We start from the raw sequence: 23,291 nt of genomic DNA, 5'->3' as shown, positions 1-23,291 counted from the left end.
ATGCAAATTGCCGCCGCCAGGTTCACCGTGGCGGCGGTGTTCACGCTTCGGTCATACTCGACGCCCGGTCTGCCCATGGACGGGGCAGCCGTAGAGAATCGGGGAGGAGATCGATGTCCAACCAGCGCCACACACCTTCGCGCAGACCGGCGCGCACCGACCACTGGACCTTCTTCAGGCAGTGGCTGCGCAATCCGCTGGCGACTGCGGCGATTTCGCCCTCCGGTGCGCAGCTGGCGCGGCTGATGCTGGCCGAGCTGCCCGTCGATGCGCGTCGAGTGATCGAGCTGGGCGGCGGCACCGGCGTGTTTACCGCGGCCCTGCTGGATCACGGCATCCGCGAGTCCGACCTGATGGTGGTGGAGCTCAACGAGGAACTGCACCAGCACCTCAGCCAGCGCTTTCCCGGTGCCCACGTCGCCTGCGGAGACGCCCGCGAGCTGGCGAGCCTGGCCGAACGCTGCGGCTTCGCCGAGGGCGGCCTGGCGGACGCCGTGGTCTCGGGCCTGGGCCTGCTGTCGATGAGCCGCAGCACCCAGCAGGCGATCGTCGCCTCGGCCTTCGAGTGCATGCGTCCCGGCGGCTGTTTCATCCAGTTCACCTACGGGCCGACCTGCCCGGTGGGCCGTGATGTGCAGCGCGCGCTCGGGCTGCAGGTCAAACGTGCGGGCGTCGCCCTGTGGAACGTGCCGCCGGCGACGGTCTACGTCTTCAATAGGCATGCTTAGCAGTGTTCCCAGTAACTTAGGCAGAGGCGCTCGATTACGGTTCGTGCCTCACTCGCTCTTGGGCGCGTTGGCTGCGTTTTGCGTGGTTAGATTGCGGATGCGTGAAGGCTGACAGCGCGTGCAACTGTTGCCGCATTGCATCGCTCTATCCGGGTGTTTCAGGGGTTCCCAGCGGCACATTGCTTGGGATGCAGGTGAGCAACGTGCAAACTCCTTTAAGGGTGCCTGCTCGGTCTCGTGCAGTCGTTCGGAAGGTTCAATCTGTCAAGAGGTTGTGGCCTATATGCGAGTCTTTCACGGATGCGTTCTCTAATGCCCTCTCTGCGGTTGCGACTTCTCGTTATACCGATCATGGTGGTCTTTGCTGGGATGTTTCTGATCTCGGTGCTGAGTTCTGCTGTTTTTGGGTGGTTGGATTATGTGGCGCTTGTATTGGGTCTTGTGCTGTCGTTCACTGTTGTGTTTTGTGGCCACTCTGGTGCGCTTCTCGGTTCCTCAGCGCGCGGGCGAAAAGGCTTGATTGAAGAAGCTGATCGGACCCACTCTAATCGTGTGGTTGGTGCGCTTAGCTTCGGCATGCAAGGTGCATTTCTCTTTGTTGCGGGGTGTGGTCTTGGCTTAGTGGTTTTCGTGCATCAGGTCGGAATGTCCGTGGTATGGCCGACTGACTCGAGCTGGATCGTAGAGGGCGATCGACTCCAGCATCACCTCGGTTGGGAGTATTTTCGCCGCTCCCCGTGGGCTTGGCCTCCGGGCAAGATAACTGACTTCCCTTATCCCGTGGGTAGTAGTGTCGTTTACACGGACTCGCTGCCTCTGATGGCGATTGGGCTGAAATTGATTTCTGAATGGTTGCCTCCGAGTGTGCAGTATCTTGGCGTTGTGCTACTGCTGGCGTGGGTTCTGCAGGCGGGTGTGGCGGCGAGTCTCGCGTGGCGCGCTGGGCTTCCCCCCGTTCTCAGCCTGGCTGCCGCCGGAGTGTTCGTGCTGCAACCCGTCCTTTTAAACCGAGTCGTGCATGAATCACTGACATGGCACTGGTTGCTGTTGGCTGGTTTCTGGCTTTTGCTTGTTGAGCGCTCGCAAGTCCATTCGGCGCGAGTTTGGTCTTGGTATCTGCTTTGCGCAACCGCAGCGTTGGTTCACCCGTATTTGGCTGTCATGGTGCTAGCGCTGTTTGCTGTCTTCGTTGCGTCTCTGACGACTCCTAACGGAGACGTTGTTAGACTTCGCGGCGTCATTTTCATTGGGGGGGCTGGAGTTCTGGTTTTATTTTGGTATCTGTCTGGTGCTTTTGTGTTGCGCGGTCTCAGTTCTATGGCTGGGGTCGAGATGGGTGCCTACTCCAGCAATCTTCTGGCGCCAATTGATTCGGGAGGGGCTTCGCGTTGGTTCGGAGGCCTGCCGCTATCAAGTGACGGGCAGTTCGAAGGGCGAGCGTATCCGGGTTCGGGTGGGTGGCTGATGATTCTGTCCGCTGCCGTGCTCCTGTGGCGCGATCCTGATTTGAGATTGCGCTTTCGAACTGCCTCTTGGTTCTGGCTCGGTATGCTGATGCTTCTTGCTGCTGTTTTCGCGGTGGGGCCGCGGCCTGCAATCGGTAGTTGGGTGGTGTTCGACCTTTCTTTCGCTACTCCCAGAATTCTGGAGATTTTTCACGCGAGTGGGCGATTTGTCTGGATCCCATTGTACGCTTTGCTGGTTGGCGCGCTGTTGGTTTTGTCTTCACGGATGCGGTTTGCGTTCTGGGTCATTCCGGCGGCCCTTGTGCTGCAGCTAGTGGAGCTTGCTCCCCGTGAGCGTGCTGGTGACGTATTGTATCGCGAAGGGGTTGTCAATAGTCTCGAGGAGCCTGCTTGGGTTGATCGGTTGGTCGGCCGTCGACAACTCGTGCTGCTACCCGCGCGCTTGTGCGGATCTGTTCCGATTGACGACATGCAGGCAGCTAGAATCGCACTCAAGTATGGTTTGTTGGTCAATAGTGCCTATTTGGCGAGATACAACGGTCGAGCACTCCGGGAAGACTGTAATTCTCGGTTTCAGAAGCTTATGCATGGTCAATGGGATCCTGGAAGCGTTTATGTGCTCGGAGATCCGTTTTGGGCCGAACTTCGCTCGCGTGTACCGCTGAATTTTAACTGTGAAGATCAGGGCGACTACGTCGTCTGCAGTGTTCTAGGCTCTGTGAGCGCGAGCTCGGATATCGCTCACAATGCCGTCAGCAGTATCACCGTGGGTCAGCTTGACTGATTGATGCACTGTAAGTGCTATTCAGTTGGTTGTAAGGTGGGCTCTGCTGCCAGATGTTGGGTCAGTGGTCGCTTTGGGAGGCGCCGTTTAAGATGCTGGACGTGGCCCTTCCGTGTCCGGCGGCTGCCAGCAACTCGGGCGTCTTTACCTTGTTGCTGATTGAGCTCTGAGTCGCCGTTTTCTTTTGATGGTCCGTTTGACTAAAGAAGTCATCGGCGTTCGGCACGGCGTTCCTAAGGCGACTTATGGCCAACCTCTCCGGTGGGCCGCTACGCGTGTTGTGCGCCGGGCGCTGTGACCTTGACGCCCGTTCTGGTCCATCAATTGCAAGGAAGGTTCCCGACCATGCGCGCGCCCGCTTCCGTCCTTTTCCTGTTGTCCATCCTGCTGCTCGTGCTGCACTTCGGCGGCGCCGTGGCCCGTGCGCAGGAGGCGGTGGAGGACGCCGTGGAGTCCACGCCCCCGGCTGCGGCCCTGCACGAGTTGGCCCGGCGCACCTGGACCACCCGCGAAGGCCTGCCGCACAACTCGATCAATGCGCTGGCGCAGACCGCCGACGGCTACCTCTGGCTGGCGACCTGGGAAGGCGTGGCCCGCTACAACGGCCGCGAGTTCAAGCTGTTCGGCCGTGAGCAGCTGCCGCCGCTGGAAGACGTCGCCATGCGCAGCCTGCATGTGGACCACGAAGGCGGGCTCTGGGTCGGCGGCGTGCGCGGCGACCTGCTGCGCTACCACCGCGGCGAGTGGACCCGGCTGGAGCCGGCCTCGGCCTTCGTCAATGCCCTGCTGCTGGACCGCGCCGGCCGCCTCTGGGTCGGCCAGGAAGGCGGTGGCCTGCTGCGCGTGGACCCGGACGGCAGCCGCCACGCCTATGGGCGGGCCCAGGGCATGCTGGGCGACAGCGTGTTCGAGCTGGTCATGGATTCGTCCGGCCGCGTGTTCGCCGGAACCTCTGGCGGACTGGTGCGGATCGAGGGCGAACACGCCATCGAGGTGCGCTACAGCGAGGACGGCGGCAATCCCGCAGTGCTTGGCCTGAATCTCGATCGGCAGGGACGCATCCTGCTGTCCACCGCGCGCGGCGCGTTCCGCACCCTGAGTGCGGACTACGCCAGTGGCTTCGAGCCGCTGCACCCGCAGCTCAGCGGCCGCGGCGTGTTCCGTATGGTCGAGGGGCCGGACGGTGCGCTCTGGATCGGCCTTGCGGTGGATGGCCTCGGCCGCCTGCTGGACGGCGAGCTGCAGACGCTGGGCACGGCCGAGGGCCTGCCCAACAGCCGCGTGCTGTCCCTGCTGCTGGACCAGGAAGGCGCCCTGTGGACCGCCACCAACGGCGGTCTGATGCGGCTCGGCTCAGCGCCGTTTTCGACCCTGGTCGACGCCCAGGGCTTGAGCGACAACTTCGTGCGTGCAGTTCTGCGAACCTCGGCTGGCGAGCTGTGGATCGGCACGGGCCGCGGCCTGAACCTCTGGAAGGACGGCCGCCTGCAGCCGCCGCCGGAGGATCCGCGCCTCGCCGGCGCCTCGGTGCTGAGCCTCGCCGAGGATCGCGATGGCAGCCTGCTGGTCGGCACCTTCGACCGCGGCGTGCTGCGCGCGCGCGGCGGTCGTGTGCTTGAAATCATCGATACACGCCGCGGGCTGGCCTACAACCAGGTGCGGGCCCTGGTGGTCGATCGCCAAGGTGCGATGTGGATCGGCACCATTGCCGGGCTCGCCGTGCTCGACCCGGGCGCCGAGCAGACGCGCACGATCGCGGTCGGTCCCTCTGGCGATTTCATCAACACGCTTCACGAGGACGCTGACGGACGGATCTGGGTCGGCACCACCCGCGGTCTGGATCGGGTCGTCGACGGCAGTCGCGCGGAGGCTGGGGTGGCCCTGCCTGCGGATGCGCGCTCGGTATTCTCGATCACCGCCGACAGCGCGGACGACGCGCTGTGGGTGGCCAGCGATCGCGGCCTGATGCGCCTGCATCCGGAGAGCGGCCGTCTTGGCTTGATCAGCCGCGCCCAGGGCCTGCCGATGGAGAAGGTGTTCCATGCGCTCGCCGACGGCAGTGGCCACCTCTGGCTGTCGACCAATCGCGGCGCCGTGCGCATTCGCCGCGAGGACGCGCTGGCGGTGCTGGGCGGCAGGCTGCCGCGCCTCACCGCTGACCTGTTTGACGAATCGCACGGCATGGCCAGCAGCCAGTGCAATACCGGCAGCCCACCGGCCGATCTCGATGCCGAGGGCAATGTCTGGATCGGCACTGCGATCGGCGCCGTCCGCATCCGCCGCGAGCGCCTCGCCGAACGTACTGCGCGGCCGCTGCCGACCGTGCTTGAGCGCGCCGCCGCGGAAGGCCGCGAGCTGCCGCTGGATCGTCCCGCCCAGCTGCCGCCCGGCACCAGCCGCATCGATTTCAGCGTCGCCGGGCTCGGCTTCGTGATGCCCGAGCGGATCAGCTACCGCTACCGGCTGGAAGGCTTCGACACCGACTGGGTGGAACGTGGGCGCCTGCACGCGGTCGAGTACACCAACCTCGCCCCGGGCAGCTACCGGCTGCGTGCCCAGGCCGCGTACGCCGGCACCGCCTGGGACTCACCCGAGGCCAGCTTCGAGTTCGAGATCCTGCCCGCGCCCTGGCAGCGGCCTGCGGTGCAGGCCCTGATCGCCCTGCTGATGCTGGCGCTGGCCTTCGCCGTCTACCGCCTGAGGGTGCGCGCACTGCGGGCCCGCGCCGAAGGCCTGCAGGCCGCCGTGGAGCGCAAGACCGCCGAGCTGCGCGCCTCGACCGAGCGCCTGCTGGCCGCCGACGCCGACAAGACCCGGCTGATGGAGCAGCTGCGCGAGCAGGCCGAGGCCTTCGAGCGACAGGCCCGCGAGGACGCGCTCACCGGGCTTGCCAACCGCCGCGCCTTCGACGAAACCGCCGCCCGCGAGTTCAGCCGCGCGCGCCGCATGGGCACGCCGCTGTGCCTCGCGATGATCGACATCGACCACTTCAAGCGGGTCAACGATACCTACAGCCATGCGGCCGGCGATGCCGTCATCGTGCGTCTGGCCCAGCTGATGAAGCGCCAGTGCCGCGGCATGGATGTCATCGCACGCTGGGGCGGCGAGGAGTTCGCCCTGCTGCTGCCGCAGGCGCGCCTGCAGGACGCCGAGGGCGTCTGCGAGCGGCTGCGCGCGGCTTTCGAGGAGCAGCGCTACGAGGACATCGACCCTGATCTGCGCCTGACCGTCAGCATCGGCCTGGCTTCGGAGGAGGGTGTCAACAGCCATGAGCAGCTGCTGGTGCGCGCCGATGCCGCGCTGTACGCGGCCAAGCGCGGCGGCCGCAATCGCGTGGTGCTGTCCGCCACCGAATAGTCGGCCGTGGACGTGCCCCGTCTGCGTGCGCGGGGATCAGCCGCCGCGATCGGAGCGCAGGGCCTTGAGCGCCGCCTCACGTCCTGCCGCTTCGCGGCCCGCCAGCAGGCCGAGCATCACGATGCCGGCCATCACGATCGCAGCCCCTGTCCAGGCCGTCGCTCCGGGCAGGGCTTCCGCAAACAGCAGCGCGCCCAGCACCGAAGCGAACACGATCTCGGCCGCCTGCATCGCTTCCACCGCCCCCAGCGCACCCGGTTGGTCCTGCACGCGACCGGTGGCCTCGAAGAACAGCACGGTGGCGATGATGCCGGCGAACAGGGCGACGCCGCCGGCCAGCCAGACCTGCTCCGCGGGCGGCGCGCCGCTGCGGGCAAAGGCGATCGCCGCGGTCGCGAACCACAGCGGCTGGCTGGCGAGTGTCATGCCGAACACGCGCTGGGTGGCGTTCAAGCGCTCGCCGGTTTTCTCCAAGTGCAGCAGCAGGCCGCGATTGCCCAGCGGGTAGGCGAAGGCGGCGACCCCGACCACGCCGAGCGCGATCCAGTCGCCCAGGCGCAGCGCGCCGCCGGCGGCATCGAACTGCATCAGCAGCACGCCGCCGATCATCGCAAGCGCCACCGCGAACACCGCGGGCGGCACGCGCGCTCTCGCGTCGCGATACAGCAGCGGCGCGCACAACATCCCCGCCACTACGGTCAGCTGGAAGCTGCCGGCAATCAGCCAGGATGGCCCGGTCGAGGCCGCCCACGCGAGGCACACATAGAACAGTCCGAAGCCGATGCCGCTCCACAGCAGCCAAGGCCCCGGTCTGCGGCGAAGGCTCGCCCACACGGGTGCCACGCCGCCCTGCCAGGCCATCAGCGGCAGCATCAGCGGCAGGGTGATCAGGTAGCGCAGGCAGGCCGTCCACAGCCAGTCGCCCTCGGCATCGGCGGCGGCGCGGTTCAGCACATAGGTGGCGCTGAAGAACAGGGCCGAAGCCAGACCCAGCGCGATCGCGAGATACGCGCCGCGCTTCGCGCTCGCCGGCATGTCAGTCCTGGGCGAAGCGCCGGTAGGCGCCGCGCAGGTAGAGCAGGGGTTCGAGCTCGGAGGACTCGAAGCCTTCGACCTCGGCCAGCAGGATCACGTGATCACCGCCGGCATAGCGCTCGACGATGCGGCAGACGAAGCGGGTCACGCAGCCCGACAGCAGGGGCAGCCCACCCGGCCCGCGTTCGAGTTCGATCCCCGCAAAGCGATCGATGCCGTGGGTGGCGAAGCGCTGCGACAGCTCGCGCTGATCGGCGCCGAGCACATGCACCGCGTAGTGGCTGGCGCGCTGGAAGGCCTCGAACGAGGCTGCGCGCCGGGCGATGCACCACTGCACCAGCGGCGGCTCCAGCGAGACCGAGGAGAAGCTGTTGACCGTCAGGCCGACATCGTGGGCCGCCATGCCCTCAGCGCCGGGGTCGCGCGCGGTGACGATGGTGACGCCGGTGGCAAAGCTGCCAAGCGCGCGGCGGAGTTCGGCGTGGGGTTTGGTCATTGTGAGGCCGACACGGATGCGGGCCGGCGATGGTAGCCCTCGGCGCTGATGTTTGGTGCGATCAGTCCCACCGGAACTTGGTGGCCAGCAGCTCGCCGATGCGACGTGCTATGGCCGGAGTGTAGAAGCCGTGCCCGGCGTGTTGCGAGTCCTCATCCTCCCCGATGGGGAAGTCGACCTCTTGCGCCGCGCCCTGCGGATCGAACACCCAACCCCTTGCAGCCTCGGCCAGGGCCGCCGCCACATGGAACACATCGGGATCACCTCGGCTGGGAAAGTGCAGTTCCACCCACTCGGAGTTGATGCTGGTCGGGCAGTTCGGCTCGCTCGCCCAACGGATGCGATCGGGGTAAAGCTCGCCCCATTCGTCGCCGTTTTCCTCGATCAGTACGCAGGAGTTGTCTGCAGTGCAGGTATCAGGGTCGATCTTGAGCCCCTCGGGCAGGCCCGGGTGTCGGATCGCGTTGAAGCGCTCGGCGACAGAAGGATCCAGGTTGGGGCAAAGAATAAAAAGGTCGAAGCTCATAGCGGCGTACTCCAAGGGTTGGGCGGCGCCAGCATAGAGGAACTTTCACGGAAAGATCACGGCAGCACTCGACCGTCTTCGCCGCTTGCCTTCACCAGCGCATGCACCTGCGGCCACACATGCTCCAGCAGCCTGGGCTGTGCCTCAGCCGTTGGATGCAGGTTGTCCGGAAGAAAAGCCTCGCGATCGGTGGCGATGGGCTCCAGCAGGAAGGGCAGCAGCGCCGTGCCGTGGGTCTCCGCCAGCTCTGCGAACATCCCGTGGAAAGCCTGCGTGTAGTCCGGGCCATAGTTCGGTGGGATATGCATGCCGATCAGCAGCACCTTGGCGCCCGCGGCCTGGCTGGCGCTGATCATGCGCGTCAGATTGGCGCGGGCCTGACCCAGGTCGAGGCCGCGCAGGCCGTCGTTGGCGCCGAGTTCAATGATCACGACCGAGGGCTCGTGCGCCTTCAGATCCGCCTCGATGCGCGCAGCGCCGCCAGCGGTGGTTTCTCCGCTGATGCTGGCGTTCACGACGCTCCAGCCGGGGTGTTCCTGGGCGAGCTTCTCGCCCAGCAGATGCACCCAGCCCTGTTCCTTCGACAGGTTGTAGGCGGCCGAGAGCGAATCGCCGACCACCAGCACCGTGCGTTTGGGCACTGGGCTTTCGGCCATCGAGGCCGCAGAAAGCAGCAGGGCCAGCAGCATCACCACGAATGTGACGACGCCACGTTCAGATCGGCTGGGCGAGGCTACGCGGGTTTGCAGGATCAAAGACATGGAGTTCCCGTGATGGATGGATCGAGCGAGCCGCGCCGCGAGGGCGCTGGCAGTGGGGCGGCTTCTTCGACGCGCGAGGCGCTGCATGCGCAGGGCCTGGGCAAGCGGGTACAGCTGCCGACCGGGCCGCTGACCATACTTGAGGACGTCAGTTTCTCGATCAAGGCGGGTGAAACCGTCGCGATTGTCGGTGCCTCCGGTTCAGGCAAGTCGACCCTGCTGTCCCTGCTGGCCGGCTTGGACACGCCGTCCTCGGGCGAGGTCGAGCTGGCCGGCGAGCCGCTGTCCAAGCTCGACGAGGATGGCCGCGCCGCGGTGCGCGGCCGCCATGTCGGCTTCGTGTTCCAGAGCTTCCAGCTGCTGCCCTCGCTGACCGCCCTGGAGAACGTGATGTTGCCGCTGGAGCTGTCGGGCGCGAAGGACGCCGAGGCCCAGGCCCGCGAGATCCTGCGCCAGGTCGGCCTGTCCGAGCGCCTCAGCCACTACCCGCGCCAGCTCTCGGGTGGCGAGCAGCAGCGCGTGGCCCTGGCCCGCGCCTTCGTCACCCGGCCGGCGGTGCTGTTCGCCGACGAGCCCACCGGCAACCTCGACACCAAGACCGGCGAGTCGGTGGTCGAGCTGCTGTTCGAGATGAACGCCAGCAGCGGCACCACGCTGGTGCTTGTCACCCACGACCCCAAGCTCGCGGCCCGCTGCGGCCGCGTGCTGCGCATCGATGCCGGGCGGCTGCTGGCATGAGGCTGCTCAAGCTCGCCTGGCGCTTCACCCGCCGCGACCTCGCCTCGGGCGAGGTGCGCGTGCTGCTGGCGGCGCTGATGCTGGCCGTGGCCGGCGTCACCGCAGTGGCTGCGCTCACCGATCGCGCCGAGCGCGCGCTGGCGATGGAGGCCAACCGCCTGCTCGGCGGGGATGCCGTGCTGCGCGCCGACCAGCCGATCGGCGAGGGCCCGCGCGCGCTGGCCGCCGAGCTCGGCCTGCAGGTCGCCGAGACCCACGGCTTTCCGAGCATGGTCCGCGCCGGCGAGGCCCTGCGCCTGTCCGACATCCGCGCCCTGTCCGAGGGCTATCCGCTGCGCGGCGAGTTCCTCCTGATCGACGCACAAGGCCGTGAGTACGCGGCCGACGGCATCCCCGAGCGCGGCGAGGTCTGGATCACCCGCGCCGGCGCCGAGGCCCTGCAGGTCGGCATCGGCGATACGCTCAAGATCGGCAGCAGCGAGCTGCGGCTGTCGGCCCTGATCGCGCAGGAGCCGGACGCTGCGCTCGACTACTTCAACGTCGCACCCAAGGTCTCGATCAACCTCGCCGACCTCGAAGCCACCGGCCTGGTGCAGGTCGGCAGCCGCATCAGCTATCGCTTCGCGGTGGCGGGCGATGCCTCGGCGGTATCGAGCTGGATCCGCGCGCAGCGCGAGGATCTCGGCCGCGGTCAGCGCCTGGAAACCGTGCAGGACGCGCGGCCCGAGCTGCGCAATGCGCTGGAGCGCGCCGACCGCTTTCTCGGCCTCGCCGCCCTGGTCGCCGTCGTGCTGTCGGCGATCGCCGTGGCCATGGCCGCGCGCCGCCACAGCGCTCGCCATCTCGATGCCTGCGCGGTGCTGCGCTGCCTCGGCGCGGATCAGCGCGCGATCGTGGTGATCCAGCTTGGCGAGCTGCTGTTCCTCGGGCTGATGGGCAGCATCGTCGGCGCCCTGATCGGCTACGGCCTGCAGGCCGGGGTCACCGCCTGGCTGGCGCAGGTGCTCGGTCTGTCGGTGCCTGCCCCCGGCCTGCTGCCGTTGGCGCAGGGCTTGGCCGTGGGCCTGATCGTGCTGTTCGCCTTTGCCGCCCCGCCGGTGCTGGCGCTGCGGCGGGTGCCGGCGCTGCGCGTGCTGCGGCGTGATCTCGGCGGCGTCGAGGCCAGCGCGGTCGCGGTGTCGCTGCTCGGCCTGGGCGCGCTGGCGGCGCTGCTGTGGTGGAAGGCCGGCTCGGTCAAGCTGGGCGCGGCCATGCTTGGCGGCATGCTCGGCACCTTCATCGTGCTGGCGCTGCTGGCGCTGGCGCTGGTGGCCGTGCTGAAGCGCGTGCGCGGCCGCCTGCGCGGCGTCTGGCGCTACGGGCTGGCCAACGTGTCGCGGCGCGCGGCGGTCAGCGTGGCGCAGATCAGTGCGCTGGGCCTGGGCCTGATGGTGCTGCTGATGCTCGGACAGGTGCGCGGCCAGCTGCTGGACCGCTGGCAGCAGGCCATTCCCGAGGACGCGCCGAACCGCTTCGTGGTCGGCGTGCAGGCCGACCAGGTCGAGGGCGCGCTGGAAGTCATGCAGGCGCGCGGCGTCGAAGCGCCGGGCCTGCTGCCGATGGTGCGCGGGCGCCTGGTGCAGCACAACGGCGAGGCGGTCACCGGCGAAAGCTATGCAGAGCGCGGCCAGCGCGCGCGCCGGCTGGCCGAGCGCGAGTTCAACCTGAGCTGGGCCCAGGATCTGGCCGTCGACGGCAACCCCGTGGTCGCCGGCCGCGCCTGGGATCCGGCCGGCACCGCGCCCGAAGTCTCGGTGGAGCAGGGCATTGCAGAGACGCTGGGCTGGTCGCTCGGCGACCGCATCGCCTTCGATGTGGCGGGTCGCGTGTTCGAGGCCGAGATCACCAGCCTGCGCGAGGTCACCTGGGAGGGCTTCCGACCCAACTTCTTCGTGATCGCCAACGCGCCCGCGCTGAAGGATTCGGCGGCCAGCTACATCACCGCGGTCAATGTGCCCCGCGGCGATGTCGAGTTCACGCGGGCCCTGGTCGGGCGCTTTCCCAATGTGTCGGTGATCGACGTCGACGCCATCATCGAGCAGGTCCAGCGCACCGCGCGCCAGGCCACGCTGGCGGTGGAGTACGTGTTCTTCTTCACCCTGGGCGCCGGACTGCTGGTGCTGGTGGCCGCGGTCACCAGCAGCCAGGACGAGCGCCTGCTCGAGGGTGGGGTGATGCGCGTGCTCGGCGCGCGGGGTCTGCAGCTGAGGCTGGCGCAGGCCAGCGAATTCCTGGCGATTGGCGTCATCGCGGGCGGTATCGCCGCGCTGGCGGCGACCGGGCTGACCGCGCTGGTGGCGGACATCGTGTTCGAGCTGCCCTTCGCGCCCGATTGGGGGCACGTGGCTGCAGGCTTCGGCGCCGGCGTGCTGGCGGTGCTGGTGACCGGGCTGGCCGCCACGCGGCGTGTGGTCAGCACCCCGCCGGCCATCACCCTGCGGGCGCTGCAGGGGTGAGACCCGTCGCCGGAGCATAGGGTGGGGCCCTGGCCCACCGCGGCATCAAGTCTCGCCGGAGGCTCGGAGAGACGAGTCATAGGGTGGGCCCTGGCCCACCGTGAGCTTTGTGCTCGTCTCGGTCCGCCGTGTTTGTCGCCCCGTTGTTCGCGCACCGGGGCAAGGTTCAAGGCCATGGTGGGCCAAGGCCCACCCTATGCCCTCGGCGTTGGCTCGCGCCGCGCCATGCTCCGGCGAATCCCGAATCCCGAATCCCGAATCCCGAATCCCGAATCCCGAATCGCCGATCCCCCGCCGCAGCGTTGAGTTTCGCTGGGGCAGGACCCACCCTATGCAGGCTCGAAACACCGCCGTGACGCAGCACCTGCCCGCGGCACGCCCCAAGGAACTGGAATGCCCGACATCAAGATCTACAGCACGGCCGTCTGCCCCTACTGCGTGGCGGCCAAGAACTTCCTGAAGCAGCGCGGCCAGAGCTGGGAGGAGGTCCGTGTCGATCTCGACCCTGCCGTCCGCAAGGAAATCGTGGAGAAGACCGGCCGTACCTCGGTGCCGCAGATCTTCATCAACGGCCAGCACATCGGTGGCTTCGACGACATGGTGGCGCTGGACCGCGCGGGCGGCCTCGCGCCCCTGCTGGAGGCAGGCGCATGAGCAGCCGCGTGCAGGAGTTCACCGATTTCCGCAAGCGCATGAACGAGCGCATCTTGTCCGAGGACAACCAGGTGGTGCGCCGTTTCTTCGCGCTCGACACCCAGACCTACAAGGACGGCGCGCTCGACCACAAGACCAAGGAGCTGCTGGGTCTGGTCGCCTCGATGGTGCTGCGCTGCGACGACTGCATCAGCTACCACATCGCCCAGTGCAAGGAAGCCGGCGTCAATCGCGAGGAGTTCTTCGAGACCTTCTCGGTGGCGCTGGTGGTGGGCGGATCGATCGTGATCCCGCACCTGCGCCGCGGCGTGGATTTCCTGGATCAGCTGGAGGCTCCGGAGAGCACCTGACGGTGCTTCTCGGAGCCGGGATTCGGGAGTGGGGATTCGGGATTCGCTCGCGGCCTTCGGTTGAGTAGCGACGCATGCATCGATCGATGCATGTGGTGGTCGCCCAAGCGAAGCCCTTCTGGACCAAGGCGTGGCCGCCCCGAAGCGGCTTGCCTCAGACGCAGGAACGCTGGATCCCGTCCCCGCCTCCGCGAAAACAGGCTCTTTGCGGGGATGACCCGCCAAGGTTCCTCAAGGACAGCTGATCCCGCAAGCGGGGTACGCAAGCTCGCCGGTCAAGCAAGGGCTTGGCAGTCACGCCGCGGCACACTCTCATCCGAATCCCGAATCCCGAATCCCGAATCCCGAATCCCGAATCCCGCGCAACACATCGCCCAACATCAACGCACCCACAGCGAGGCCGCGCCCCATGAGTTCCCTCTACGACTTCAGCGTGCAGGACATCGATGCGAAGCCGCAGTCCCTGCGCGACTTCGCCGGCCGCGTGCTGCTCATCGTCAACACCGCAAGCAAGTGCGGCTTCACGCCGCAGTACAAGGGGCTTGAGGCCCTGCACCGCAAGTACGAGGGCAAGGGGCTCACGGTCATGGGCTTCCCCTGCGACCAGTTCGGCCATCAGGAGCCCGGCGACGAGGCCGAGATCAAGAACTTCTGCAGCCTGAACTACGACGTGCGCTTCCCGCTGTTCGCCAAGGTCGAGGTCAACGGCAAGGGCGCGCATCCGCTGTTCCAGTACCTGAAGAAGGAGGCCAAGGGCATCCTCGGTAGCGAGGCGATCAAGTGGAACTTCACCAAGTTCCTGATCGACCGCGAGGGCAGGGTGGTGCGGCGCTATGCGCCGACCGATACGCCGGAGTCGATCGAGCGGGATATCGTCGAGCTGCTGGGCTGAGACGCCGCCGCGGGTTCATGGGGTGGGCCCTGGCCCAACATGGGCTCCGCTCTCGCCTCGGTATTGCTTCGTCGCTTCGTCGCGCGAAGCTCGAAGCGAACGGCAACAGCTTTCGGTCAGTCCTCCGGGCTGCCCGACCTCGGTGCTGTCATAGGGTGGGCCCTGGCCCACCATGAGCTGCACGCTCGCCTCGGTATTGCTTCGTCGCGTTGTTGCTCGAAGCAAAGAGCAAGAGCTTTCGGTCAGCCCTTCGAGCTGCCGCTCCCCGCGACGGATATAGGGTGGGCCCTGGCCCACCATAAGCTCCAGGCTCGCCTCTGTCGTGTTTCGCCGCTTCGCCGCTCGAAGCGAAGAGCAAGAGCTTTCGGTCAGCCCTTCGGGCTGCCCGACCTACCTTTCTTTGCGTGGCCAAAGAAAGGTAGGCCAAAGAAAGGCCACCCCTCGTCCGCGCCCTTCGCGCATCCGTGCGCGAAGGGTTCGCGTGAGTCCGTGGGTGTTCGTGGACAGGCCGTCCCTGGCCTGTCACGAACATCGGCCGCATCCCTGCGGCCGCCCCTGCGGGCTGATCCACGGCCTCCCGCCGCTCCCCAGGGGCCCCGAGAAGAGCGCGGGCTCCTGCCCGCAGAAGCAGCAGCAAGAGCATGAAGCCGAAGCGCAGAGCCGAAGCGCAGAGCCAAAGCGCAGAGCCAAAGCGCAGAGCCAAAGCGCAGGGCAAGAAACGCCTCGCGTCCTGCGATCCCACAGGCCGAACCACGCCACTGCCCGCCCCAACGCCTTCGTGCCGCACAATACGCGGCTGCGCTCTTGAACCCCTCTCCCCACGGGAGGGGGGCAGGGGTGAGGGGCCGGTCAGGCGACAGCCCTGACGCCGCCGGCTCCGAATCCCCACTCCCGAATCCCCAATCCCGGCCTCCCAATGCCCCTACTGCAACTGCTCAACCTCAGCCACAGCGTCGGCGGTCCGCCGCTGCTCGACCGCATCGACCTCACCATCGAAGCCGGCGAGCGCGTCTGCATCGTCGGCCGCAACGGCGCGGGCAAGTCGACCCTGCTGCGCATCATCGCGGGTGAGATCACACCGGATGAAGGCGAGCGCCGGGTGTCCTCGGGCGTGCGCGTGGCGCGGCTGGCGCAGGAAGTGCCGCAGGCGACCTCGGGCAGCATCTTCGAGGTCGTGACCGCGGGCCTGGGCGATCTCGGTCACTGGCTGGCGCGCTACCACGCGCTGCTGCCGCGAATCGAAGAGCCCGCCATCGCCAACGAGATCTCCGACCTGCAGGAGCGCATCGAGTCCGCCCAGGGCTGGGATCTCGACCAGCGCGTCGAGGCCGTGCTGACGCGCCTCGGCCTCGACGGTGAAGCGCAGTTCGCGGCGCTCTCGGGCGGCATGAAGCGTCGCGTGCTGCTGGGCCAGGCGCTGGTGTCGGCGCCGGACATCCTGCTGCTGGACGAGCCCACCAACCACCTGGACATCGACTCGATCGACTGGCTGGAAGAGACGCTGAAATCGCTGCAGACCGCGCTGGTCTTCATCACCCACGACCGCCGCTTCCTGCGCGCGCTGGCCACGCGGATTCTCGAGATCGATCGCGGCCAGCTGACCAGCTGGCCCGGCGACTTCGACAACTACCTGCGCCGGCGCGAGGAGCGCCTGCATGCCGAGGCCCAGGCTGCTGCGCATTTCGATCGCAAGCTGGCCGAGGAAGAGGTGTGGATCCGCCAGGGCATCAAGGCCCGCCGCACCCGCAACGAGGGCCGCGTGCGCGCGCTGAAGGCGATGCGCCGCGAGCGCATGCAGCGCCGCGAGCTGCAGGGTCAGGTCAACATCCAGATGGCGGCAGCCGCGCCGTCCGGCAAGCGCGTGGCCGAGGCCAAGAATGTCACTCATGGTTACAACGGTCGGGTGCTGCTGCGCGACTTCTCGGTGAGCATCCAGCGCGGCGATCGCATCGGCCTGGTCGGCCCCAACGGCGTCGGCAAGACCACCCTGATCCGACTGTTGCTCGGTGAAACAAAACCCGATGCTGGCGAGATCGAGCTCGGCACCCAGCTGGAGATCGCCTACTTCGATCAGCACCGCCTGAGCCTGCGCGAGGACTGGAACGCGCTGGAGAACGTCGCCGAAGGCCGCGAGTACATCGAGCTCGACGGCCGCCGCAAGCACGCGCTGGGTTACCTGCAGGACTTCCTGTTCACGCCCGAGCGCGCGCGTGCGCCAATCACCATGCTCTCCGGCGGCGAGCGCAACCGCCTGCTGCTGGCCAAGCTGTTCGCCCAGCCCAGCAACCTGCTGGTGATGGATGAGCCGACCAACGACCTCGATGTCGAAACCCTGGAGCTGCTCGAAGAGAAGCTCGGCGAGTACCCCGGCACGCTGATCCTGGTCTCGCACGATCGCGAGTTCCTCGACAACGTGGTGACCAGCTGTCTGGTCTTCGAAGGCGATGGCGTGGTGCGCGACTACGTCGGCGGCTACAGCGACTGGCTGGTGACGCGCGATGCGCAGAAGGCGGCAGGCGCGGCCACGTCAGCCGCTACTGCCTCGACCGCCAGCGCATCGACGGCGAGTGCCGTGACGGCTGCCGCCGCCGCGCCCAGGAAGAAGCTGAGCTACAAGGACCAGCGCGAGCTCGATCTGCTACCTGCACGCATCGAAGAGCTCGAAACCCGCATCGCTGGCTTGGGTCAGCGCATGGCTGATCCCGGCTTCTATCAGCAGCCTGCCGCCGAGGTCGCGGCGGCCGGTGCCGAGCTGTCGAGCCTGCAGGCCGCGCTGGAGGTGGCCTATGCCCGCTGGGCCGAGCTGGACGGCTGACACGCGACTGCAGAGGCGGCAGCGCCTCCCCGTTTGCCGCCCGCTGCCGCTGTGCTGTCAGCGAAGGACCTCTGAACGCGACGAGGTCCGCAGCTGGATCAGTCGCTCGGACGCGGCGGCATCCAGCCGGTTGCGCGCGGCATCGAGCAGGTCCGGCAGGTCGCTGGAAGTGAGGCCCGCAGCAGGCTCAAGAATCACCCAGCCGTCGCGCCCGCGGCGCTTGGCGGCGTAGACCGCCGCATCGGCGAGATCGACCACCTGGGCCCAGTCGAGCGCGTCCGGATCGCCGGGCAGGAAGGGCAGCGCGGCGGCGCCCACCGAGCAGGTGCACTGCAGGCGTTCACCGGAGTCGAGCAGGAATTCGCGCTCGCGCGCCGCGCTGACGATGCGTTCGGCCAGCACGTGGGCCTGTGCGGCGTCCGCCTGTCTGGCCACGACCAGGAACTCCTCGCCGCCCCAGCGCACCGCATAGTCGGATTCGCGTACGGCCTCCGACAGCAGGTGCGCGAACTGCCGCAGCACGCAGTCACCGGCGGCATGGCCGTAGCGGTCGTTGATCGCCTTGAAGTGGTCGATGTCGACCAGCAGGAACAGGATGTCGCGCTGCAGCCCGGGTGCCGCCGGCGCGCGATAGCTGCGACGGCACTGCGCGAGGTCGGCCTGGATCTGCCGCAGCAGGTAGCGGCGGTTGGCGAGTCCCGTCAGTGGGTCGGTCAGCGAGGCCTGCTCCAGCTGCGCGTTGGCCTGCGCCAGGGCCTGCGTGCGCTGCTCGACCAGCAGTTCGAGCGCCTGCCTGCGCGCGGCCAGCTGGCGCAGGCGCAGGCGCACCAGCAGAGCCGCGAGCAGTACCAGCACGAGGGCTGCCAGCAGGCGCGAGGACAGGCGCTGCCACGGCGCCGGTTCGATGGCGAAGGCGAACTCGCTGGACGGCCCCCATTCGCGCAGACCCTCGCGTGCCTGCACTTCGAACACATAGCTTCCGGGCGCCAGGGCGGGGAAGGTGATCGGCTGGTAGGGCTGCGGCGTCGACCACTCGCCACCGTCTCCGCGCAGGCGATAGCGGTAGCGCAGCTGCGTGCTGTGGCCCAGCCTGAGCGCCGCGAAGCTGAAGCTGATGTCGCGCGTGCCGGCGGCAAGCTGAGCGCCGGGCAGGGTGCGCTCCCCGGCGGCGGTGACCTGCTCGATGAGCACCCGTGGCGGTGCTTCCGCGCCGCGCTCGCTGCCGACATGGCGGACCAGGCCGAACCCGCTGCCGAACCACAGGCTGCCGTCCGAGGCCCGCAGCGCTGCCGTGGCGGTGCCTTCGGGATGCAGCAGCCCGTCCGCCTCGGAATAGGCCTGGACCTCATCACCGCGGATGCGCGCCAGCCCCCGGCTGGTGTAGGCCCAGACCTGGCTCTCGGCGTCGACCAGGACGCTCCAGACAAAGTTGTCGGGCAGGCCTTCCGCGCGTGTGTACTGCCGGATGCTGCCGTCCGCGCCGAGTCGGAACACGCCGTCGCCATTGCTGCCGATCCAGACGCCGTCCTCTGCGTCGACATCGAGATCCCAGAGGATTTCGTTGCTCAGGCCCTCATCGCGGCCGAGGCGCTGGACGCTGCCGTCCGGCCGCATCCGCAGCAGGCCGTGATGCAGCGACGCGAACCAGCGGCTGCCGTCGCGGGTGGCGTCGATGGCAAGCACGCGCGCGACCGACAGCAGCGGGTCCGCGGCGCGCCGGAGCACGTCGTCCTGGAGGACGGCCACGCCGGTCATGGTGCCGATCCAGAGGCGGCCGTCGGGCTCGGCGCGCAGCGATCGCACCGCATTGGCGGGCAGGCCCTCGCTCTCGGTCAACAGGCGAACGATGCCGCGGCCTGCGCGCCATTCGGCCAGGCCATGCTCGGTGCCGATCCAGGCCTGGTCCGCGGCTGGCAGCTCGATGTCGTAGACGCGTTCGTCGATCAGCCCGTCCGCTGCCCTCAAGGTGAAGCTGCGGCGCGGGTCCGGCTCGCCCGCGTGCAGGGGCAATACCTGCACGCCCTCGCGGGTGCCCAGCCAGAGCCGCCCGGCATCGTCCTCGTCGAGCGTGCGTACGAAATCGGCCAGCAGTCCCTCGCGACGCGTGTAGGCGCCGAAGCTGCCGACCTTGAAACGGCTAAGGCCGCCGTCGCCACCGACCCAGATCGCGCCCTCGCTGTCGCGCAGCACGCTGTGATTGACGAGGCTCGCCAGGCCGTCCTCGGGCGTCTCCAGACGCAAACGGTCCTGCGGCCCGCGCAGCAGTCCGCGATTGCCGGTGATCCACAGCTCGCCTGCGCTGTCGCGCGCGATGCCGCTGATCGCCATGCCCTCGGCCGCCGGCGGCAGCCCGGCAGGCGGGCCGAGCGCTTCGCCTTCGAGCAGCAGCAGGCCTGAGCTGGTGCCGATCCACACCTGTTCGCCATCGACGTGCAGGGCCGACACCATCGGCGCGCTGGCCAGGGGCAGATGCACGGAGGCGTACTGCCCGGTGACCGCGAACCAGCGCAGCAGGCCGTTGGGCGTGCCCACCCAGACGCTGCCGTCCTCAGCGCGGGCCAGGCTGGTGATGTTCAGATCGGAAATGATCGTGTGGACCGCAGGCGGGTCGAGTCCATCGGAGCCCGCGACCGGCTCCAGCTGGTAGAGACCCTGCGAGGTGCCGACCAACAGGTTGGCGCCGCGCGCGCTCAGGGCCTGCACCGAACTGGTGGAGATGCCCGGCAGGTCGGGGCAGGCGAAGCGCGTCGCGCCGCGCTTGAGGCTGCACAGGCCGCGCGTGCTGCCGATCCACACCTGGCCGTCGGCGCTGCTGGCGATCGCCTGCACCGAATTGCTGGCCAGGCCCTCGGCGGTGCTGTAGATCCTGAACTCGCGGCCGTTGAAGCGGCCGAGGCCGCTGTAAGTGCCGACCCAGAGGTAGCCGTCCTGATCCTGGTGCAGGGCCAGCACCTGCTGCTGCGGCAGGCCATCGCCGGTGTCGTAGTGCTGGGGTCGCGCCTGGGCGCCGCCAATGATTGCCAGCAGCGCTAAGCAGCCCGGCAGCCAGCTCGCGAGCCTTCGCAGGCAGACCGATGCCGGAGCGTTCGACCGCTGCTGCGACGCGCGTGGGTGGGTCTGGCGATCGGGCATGGGCGGCGCGGTGGTCGAGGCGGGAAGGCGCCGGCCAAAATGCGAGCCAGACACCCGTCGCGCTGTGCGGCAGCGCACATTTCCCGCCGGACCCGCCCCGAGCCCTGTAGGAGATTTCCTGCCTGCGCCCTGTGCCAGGCGTGTCCGCCGCGCGCGCCGCGGGCTCAGCGCGTCCAGGGCGCGGCGTGGATCTCCCCGCGCCCGTAGCGATGCCGTGCAGACGCCACAGCCGCAGCGGGCACCGCGCCCTCCGCGTGCAGCGCCTGCAGGGCCGCGATCACGATCGATTCGGCATCGACCTCGAAGAAGGCGCGCAGGCCCTCGCGGGTGTCGCTGCGGCCGAAGCCGTCGGTGCCGAGCGTGGTGTAGCGACGCGGCAGGTAAGCGCGGATCAGCTCGGGCCAGGCGCGCACGTAGTCGCTGGCGGCGATGATCGGCCCGCAGGAATCGGCGAAGGCGCGGGTGACGAAGGGCGCATCCGCTTCCATGCCCAGCCGGGCCTCGCGCTCGCGCGCCATGCCCTCGCGCTGCAGCTCGCTGTAGCTGGTCGCGCTCCACACGGCCGCCTCGATGCCGAAGTCCTCGCGCAGCAGGCGCTGGGCGCGCTGCACTTCGGCTAGGATCGCGCCCGAGCCCAGCAGCTGCACCTGCGCATTCCCGGCATGGGCATCCGGCAGCCGGTACAGGCCGCGGACGATGTCGGCGCTGTCCACGCCGGGCGGCAGCGAGGGCTGCTGCAGGTTCTGGTTGACCACCGTAAGGTAGTAGAAGACGTCCTCCTGCCGCTCCAGCATGGCCTGCATGCCGTGCTCGAACAGCACCGCGAGCTCGTAGGCGAAGGCCGGGTCGTAGCTGCGGCAGTTGGGTACGCTGGCGAACATCGGCAGCGAGCTGCCGTCCTGGTGCTGCAGGCCCTCGCCGTTGAGCGTGGTGCGGCCGCTGGTCGCGCCCAGCAGGAAACCGCGCGCACGCTGGTCGGCGGCCGCCCACACCAGATCGCCGACGCGCTGGAAGCCGAATATCGAGTAGTAGATGTAGAACGGCAGCATCGGCACGTCGTGGGTGCTGTAGCTGGTCGCAGCGGCAATCCACGAGCTGATGGCGCCCGCTTCGGAGATGCCTTCCTCCAGGATCTGCCCGCGCGTCTCCTCGCGGTAGTAGAGCATCGAGCCGAGGTCCTCCGGCTCATAGAGCTGGCCCTGCGGCGAGTAGATGCCGACCTGGCGGAACAGGCTGGCCATGCCGAAGGTGCGCGCCTCATCAGCCACGATCGGCACGATGCGCGGGCCAAGCACGCCATCCTTCAGCAGGTTGCCGAGCATGCGCACCGCCGCCATCGTGGTCGACATCTCCTTGCCCTCGGCCTCGAGCGCGAAGCCCGCCCACTGCGCGCGCGGCGGCACAGGCACCGGCGCGCTGGCCTGCGGCCGGCGGCGCGGCAGATAGCCGCCCAGCGCCTGCCGCCGCGCATGCAGGTAGCGCAGCTCGGGGCTGTCCTCGGCAGGGCGGTAGAAGGGCAGGGCGTCCAGATCCTCATCGCGCAGCGGCAGGCCGAAGCGGTCGCGAAACTCGCGCAGGTGCTCGACGTCGAGCTTCTTCTGCTGGTGCGTGGTCATGCGGCCCTGGCCCAAGCTGCCCATGCCATAGCCCTTCATGGTCTTGGCGAGGATGACGGTCGGCTGGCCGCGATGCGCCACGGCCGCGGCGTAGGCTGCGTAGAGCTTGCGCGCGTCGTGGCCGCCGCGGCGCAGGCGGTCGATGTCGGCGTCCGACAGATCCGCGACCAGCGCGGCCAGCTCGGGCGACTGCGCAAAGAACCGCTCACGGTTGTAGGCGCCGTCATTGGCCGAAAGCGTCTGGAACTGGCCGTCGACGGTCTGCGCGAACGCGCGCAGCAGCTCGCCGGTGGCGTCGCGGGCGAACAGCAGGTCCCAGTCCGAGCTCCACAGCACCTTGATCACGTGCCAGCCGGCGCCGGTGAACAGGGCTTCGAGTTCGTCGACGATGCGGCCATTGCCGCGGACCGGGCCATCCAGCCGCTGCAGGTTGCAGTTGATGACGAAGGTCAGGTGGTCGAGGCCTTCGCGGGCGGCGAGGCCGAGCGCGCCGATCGACTCCGGCTCGTCCATCTCGCCGTCGCCGAAGAAACCCCAGACGCGGCGCTCGCCGCCCTCGCGCAGACCGCGATGATGCAGATAGCGCAGGAAGCGCGCCTGGTAGATCGCATTGATCGGGCCCAGCCCCATCGAGCCGGTGGGGAACTGCCAGAAGCCCGGCATCAACCAGGGATGCGGATACGAGCTCAGGCCCTGTCCGCTGATCTCGCGGCGGTAGTGGTCGAGCTGGGCCTCGCTCAAGTGCCCTTCGAGAAAGGCGCGGGCGTACACGCCGGGCGCGGAGTGCGGCTGGAAGAACACCAGGTCGCCGCCTTCGGCGTGGCCATCGCCCTTGAAGAAATGCTGGAAGCCGACTTCGAACAGATCGGCGGCGGAAGCATACGAAGCGATATGCCCGCCCTGCTCCAGCCCGTCGCGGTTGGCGCGCATCACCATGGCCATCGCGTTCCAGCGCAGGGCCGCGTTGAGCTTGGCCTCCAGCGCCTCGTCGCCGGGATAATGCGGCTGCCGCGCCAGCGGAATGCTGTTGCAGTAGGGCGTGACCCTTGCGCGCGCCGACTGCACGCCGCGGCCCAGCGCGTGGTCGGCCAGCCGATCGAACAGGAACTGCGCGCGCTCGCGGCCCTCGCGCGCGATCAGCGCATCGAAGGCATCGAGCCACTCGCGGGTTTCCGTAGGATCGATGTCGGCCTGGCCGTGGCTGGCTGAGATCAGATGGCCGGAGGCGTTGAAGCGGGGCTGCATGCGGGGCTCGCTGGACTCGAGAACAAGCCGCGCAGCCTGCCGTGCGGCCGCCGCGCTGTCACCTGCTTCTGCAGTGGTATCGACCGCGCACGTCCGGCGATCGGCAGCACCTGCCACGCGCGCGTGTCGTAGGGTGGGCCCCGGCCCACCATGGCCTCCACCCCGCATCGAGCCGCGTGTCCGCGGGGCGATCGCAACGGC

At 68.3% G+C, this 23,291-nt stretch carries 15 protein-coding genes; 9 read left to right on the top strand and 6 right to left on the bottom strand.

The genetic code is table 11. From position 1 onward, the window contains the following. Window positions 1-113: 113 nt before the first annotated feature. From Q0654_RS02630 to Q0654_RS02620, 3 genes are all read left to right on the top strand, one after another. Window positions 114-728 (top strand): methyltransferase domain-containing protein, encoded by a 615-nt coding sequence (locus Q0654_RS02630; RefSeq protein WP_298850199.1) that lies wholly within the window; start codon window positions 114-116, stop codon window positions 726-728. A 300-nt stretch (window positions 729-1,028) separates the two neighbouring features. Continuing rightward, the gene (locus Q0654_RS02625) at window positions 1,029-2,978 is read left to right on the top strand and encodes a DUF6311 domain-containing protein (protein WP_298850197.1); all 1,950 of its coding nucleotides are present in this window, start codon (window positions 1,029-1,031) and stop codon (window positions 2,976-2,978) included. Window positions 2,979-3,323: 345 nt separating this feature from the next. Further along, complete coding sequence (locus tag Q0654_RS02620; protein ID WP_298850195.1) at window positions 3,324-6,335, top strand: ligand-binding sensor domain-containing diguanylate cyclase; 3,012 nt, start codon at window positions 3,324-3,326, stop codon at window positions 6,333-6,335. Window positions 6,336-6,371: 36 nt separating this feature from the next. On the opposite strand, the gene Q0654_RS02615 is transcribed toward Q0654_RS02620, so the two are convergent. The 4 genes from Q0654_RS02615 to Q0654_RS02600 form a co-directional block, all read right to left on the bottom strand. Further along, complete coding sequence (locus tag Q0654_RS02615) at window positions 6,372-7,370, bottom strand: multidrug resistance efflux transporter family protein (protein ID WP_298850193.1); 999 nt, start codon at window positions 7,368-7,370, stop codon at window positions 6,372-6,374. Between the two features lies 1 nt (window position 7,371). Continuing rightward, complete coding sequence (locus Q0654_RS02610) at window positions 7,372-7,866, bottom strand: flavin reductase family protein (RefSeq protein ID WP_298850191.1); 495 nt, start codon at window positions 7,864-7,866, stop codon at window positions 7,372-7,374. Window positions 7,867-7,927: 61 nt separating this feature from the next. Then, window positions 7,928-8,392: a hypothetical protein gene (locus Q0654_RS02605; protein WP_298850189.1), complete on the bottom strand. Its 465-nt coding sequence runs from the start codon at window positions 8,390-8,392 to the stop codon at window positions 7,928-7,930. A gap of 56 nt (window positions 8,393-8,448) precedes the next feature. Beyond that, window positions 8,449-9,153, bottom strand: coding sequence for an arylesterase (locus Q0654_RS02600; RefSeq protein WP_298850187.1), 705 nt, complete (start codon window positions 9,151-9,153; stop codon window positions 8,449-8,451). Between the two features lie 12 nt (window positions 9,154-9,165). Here Q0654_RS02600 and Q0654_RS02595 point away from each other — a divergent pair, with 12 nt between their 5' ends. From Q0654_RS02595 to Q0654_RS02570, 6 genes are all read left to right on the top strand, one after another. Further along, window positions 9,166-9,891 (top strand): ABC transporter ATP-binding protein, encoded by a 726-nt coding sequence (locus Q0654_RS02595; protein ID WP_298850184.1) that lies wholly within the window; start codon window positions 9,166-9,168, stop codon window positions 9,889-9,891. After that, window positions 9,888-12,386, top strand: a complete 2,499-nt coding sequence (locus Q0654_RS02590; RefSeq protein ID WP_298850182.1) for an FtsX-like permease family protein — start codon at window positions 9,888-9,890, stop codon at window positions 12,384-12,386. The genes Q0654_RS02595 and Q0654_RS02590 overlap by 4 nt, the downstream gene beginning before the upstream one ends. A 393-nt stretch (window positions 12,387-12,779) precedes the next feature. Continuing rightward, the gene (grxC, locus tag Q0654_RS02585) at window positions 12,780-13,040 is read left to right on the top strand and encodes a glutaredoxin 3 (protein WP_091237773.1); all 261 of its coding nucleotides are present in this window, start codon (window positions 12,780-12,782) and stop codon (window positions 13,038-13,040) included. After that, entirely contained in the window at window positions 13,037-13,390 is a 354-nt protein-coding gene (locus Q0654_RS02580) for a carboxymuconolactone decarboxylase family protein (RefSeq protein ID WP_091237774.1), read from the top strand. Before grxC ends, Q0654_RS02580 begins: the two co-directional genes overlap by 4 nt. Window positions 13,391-13,799: 409 nt before the next feature. Further along, window positions 13,800-14,282, top strand: coding sequence for a glutathione peroxidase (locus tag Q0654_RS02575; RefSeq protein ID WP_298850172.1), 483 nt, complete (start codon window positions 13,800-13,802; stop codon window positions 14,280-14,282). Between the two features lie 916 nt (window positions 14,283-15,198). Further along, window positions 15,199-17,097, top strand: coding sequence for an ATP-binding cassette domain-containing protein (locus Q0654_RS02570; RefSeq protein ID WP_298850170.1), 1,899 nt, complete (start codon window positions 15,199-15,201; stop codon window positions 17,095-17,097). Window positions 17,098-17,154: 57 nt separating this feature from the next. Here the strand turns inward: Q0654_RS02570 and Q0654_RS02565 are convergent, their stop codons facing one another. Together Q0654_RS02565 and mdeB are read right to left on the bottom strand one after the other, a co-directional pair. Beyond that, on the bottom strand, window positions 17,155-20,229 hold the full coding sequence (locus Q0654_RS02565; RefSeq protein ID WP_298850167.1) for a ligand-binding sensor domain-containing diguanylate cyclase: 3,075 nt from the start codon (window positions 20,227-20,229) through the stop codon (window positions 17,155-17,157). Window positions 20,230-20,393: 164 nt separating this feature from the next. Further along, complete coding sequence (mdeB, locus tag Q0654_RS02560; protein WP_298850165.1) at window positions 20,394-23,090, bottom strand: alpha-ketoglutarate dehydrogenase; 2,697 nt, start codon at window positions 23,088-23,090, stop codon at window positions 20,394-20,396. Window positions 23,091-23,291: the final 201 nt, after the last annotated feature.

Origin of the sequence: uncultured Aquimonas sp. (assembly GCF_937888285.1) — a bacterium.
GTDB lineage: Bacteria > Pseudomonadota > Gammaproteobacteria > Xanthomonadales > Xanthomonadaceae > Aquimonas.
This window is presented reverse-complemented; position numbering and strand designations above follow the sequence as displayed.

Coding starts and splice junctions, on each gene's coding strand:
- Q0654_RS02630 (WP_298850199.1), top strand. CDS start 114: ATGTCCAACCAGCGCCACACACCTTCGCGCAGACCGGCGCGCACCGAC.
- Q0654_RS02625 (WP_298850197.1), top strand. CDS start 1,029: ATGCGTTCTCTAATGCCCTCTCTGCGGTTGCGACTTCTCGTTATACCG.
- Q0654_RS02620 (WP_298850195.1), top strand. CDS start 3,324: ATGCGCGCGCCCGCTTCCGTCCTTTTCCTGTTGTCCATCCTGCTGCTC.
- Q0654_RS02615 (WP_298850193.1), bottom strand. CDS start 7,370: ATGCCGGCGAGCGCGAAGCGCGGCGCGTATCTCGCGATCGCGCTGGGT.
- Q0654_RS02610 (WP_298850191.1), bottom strand. CDS start 7,866: ATGACCAAACCCCACGCCGAACTCCGCCGCGCGCTTGGCAGCTTTGCC.
- Q0654_RS02605 (WP_298850189.1), bottom strand. CDS start 8,392: ATGAGCTTCGACCTTTTTATTCTTTGCCCCAACCTGGATCCTTCTGTC.
- Q0654_RS02600 (WP_298850187.1), bottom strand. CDS start 9,153: ATGTCTTTGATCCTGCAAACCCGCGTAGCCTCGCCCAGCCGATCTGAA.
- Q0654_RS02595 (WP_298850184.1), top strand. CDS start 9,166: ATGGATGGATCGAGCGAGCCGCGCCGCGAGGGCGCTGGCAGTGGGGCG.
- Q0654_RS02590 (WP_298850182.1), top strand. CDS start 9,888: ATGAGGCTGCTCAAGCTCGCCTGGCGCTTCACCCGCCGCGACCTCGCC.
- grxC (WP_091237773.1), top strand. CDS start 12,780: ATGCCCGACATCAAGATCTACAGCACGGCCGTCTGCCCCTACTGCGTG.
- Q0654_RS02580 (WP_091237774.1), top strand. CDS start 13,037: ATGAGCAGCCGCGTGCAGGAGTTCACCGATTTCCGCAAGCGCATGAAC.
- Q0654_RS02575 (WP_298850172.1), top strand. CDS start 13,800: ATGAGTTCCCTCTACGACTTCAGCGTGCAGGACATCGATGCGAAGCCG.
- Q0654_RS02570 (WP_298850170.1), top strand. CDS start 15,199: ATGCCCCTACTGCAACTGCTCAACCTCAGCCACAGCGTCGGCGGTCCG.
- Q0654_RS02565 (WP_298850167.1), bottom strand. CDS start 20,229: ATGCCCGATCGCCAGACCCACCCACGCGCGTCGCAGCAGCGGTCGAAC.
- mdeB (WP_298850165.1), bottom strand. CDS start 23,090: ATGCAGCCCCGCTTCAACGCCTCCGGCCATCTGATCTCAGCCAGCCAC.